The sequence below is a fragment of the Nonomuraea sp. NPDC003804 genome (assembly GCF_040610675.1).
Taxonomy (GTDB): Bacteria; Actinomycetota; Actinomycetes; order Streptosporangiales; family Streptosporangiaceae; genus Nonomuraea.
This window is the reverse complement of record NZ_JBEXMT010000091.1, coordinates 1-1,627: the sequence shown is the minus strand read 5'-3', so window position 1 is coordinate 1,627 and position 1,627 is coordinate 1. Positions and strand designations below refer to the sequence as shown.

General features: G+C 58.9%; 1 protein-coding gene. It reads right to left on the bottom strand.

Features of this window, described 5'->3' with window-relative positions; translation table 11 throughout:
• Positions 1-810: 810 nt before the first annotated feature.
• On the bottom strand, positions 811-1,627 hold an 817-nt coding region (locus ABZX22_RS44960), incomplete at its 5' end, for a hypothetical protein (protein WP_354923445.1).

The following is a 1,627-nucleotide window of genomic DNA, read 5'->3' as shown; positions in this document are numbered from 1 at the left end:
AGGCGATCAGGATCAGTGCCCGCATCACGCATCGAGCGTGGTGCGCGTAAGAAGCCGACAGCTAGACGGGCAACCATAGGTTGATCCTGCTGGGCAACAATAGGTTCAGCCAAAAGCGCTCTCTGCAGATCAACCTATGCTTACCCAGCAACCATAGGTTGGCAGTGTTTTTCGCAAAAACTATTTAACATCAATAATTTCCGAATCTTCCGTTTGCGTCGGGGCTTAGCGTTCAGACTTTGGTTGCCGCACTCCAGACCGAGCCGTGCTCGCGAGGGACGCACCGCCAGGGAAGCACAATGTGGGCACTCAACAGCTACCTGCGCTGGCACCGCCTTGCGGCGGGCAGTGGACCTTTCGCCGCGCAACGGTCGAGGACAAGGGACGCGTTAGAAGAAACATGAATGGGAGAGTGCTTTCCCATTGTTCCGGCGAGTAGTAGGTTGGTTCCATGCTCTCATCACATGAAAGCACTCGGCGCCGGGGATGCTGCGTACGACGTTAACAGCGCGCTCAACTACTAAACGCCAAGTAGTTGGACACCGGCAGCCAAGATTCTCGAAAACTGGCGCCAAATCAACTGGACAGCAGCGCCATGTTAGTTGGACACCGCCGCCAGCGTCGCTGGACACTCTGGGATTAGGCTAGGCGCAACCGACGCTCCTCAAGAATATGTACGTACTCAAGCGCATGCTGCATGTGAAGCGGGCCGCCGACGTGGGGCCCTTCGACCCCGAGAATCTTTTCCTACGGCCACGGGATCCGTGGTCCACTGAAGCGCTGCACCGCGAGTCGCGCCTGCACAAGCCATCAGGAGACAATGGGCTCGGCTCTGTGGGCGTAACGCGCCTGGACGAGTTTGTGGTACTTCTCCACGCTGAAGCGCCAACTCTCGAAGACCAGCGTTCTCGCGCCGAAATCATTCGCGTAGTTGATCGGCTCAAGCGCCGCGAACTGTTCGCTCGCGAGGCCATCGCCGCCTAGGTAGCGGTCCACATCTGCCGTCGACAGCGAATCGCCTTCCCAGAAGCGATAGACCGCATCGGGACTGTGAATCCTCCCACGTGCGATCACGTTGATGAACTCGTGTGCCTGACGCACCGGGTGGCCTTGGATCGTCGACCCCGTGAAGACGCGATTGGCGGTCAGCACGAGCGTTCGAGTGGCGGTAGGAGCGGCAACGTTCCACTCGAGCGCCTGCCAGACCTTCTTCTGGTAAGCAGGATCGGCAAACATCTGCTGCCGCAACGAGAGCTGCTCGCCGGCCTTGCGAATGTGGTCGTAGCTGTTACGCATCTCGTGCGCATTGCACGGATGGTAGGCGTTCTTGCATTCGATCAGGTACAGCGTGCCATCCCGATAGGCGATCAGGTCCGTGTCACCAGCCTTTCGGGTTGGTTTGACCTCGACGCCGACATGGAAACCCGCGTGGCGCAACGCCTGTTCCACGGCCGATTGCATGGGGTCGGCCTCGCCTGCGAGACGCTTCTCATTGAGGCCATTGGCAAAGGCGATGTTTCGCACGAGATTGGCGTGCGCGATCACCGAAGGGGCGAGCAGGTAGTAATCATCGACCTTGAGGAACGGCGTGTACTGCAGGTCTACGAAATCGCGGGAGTCATCGAGC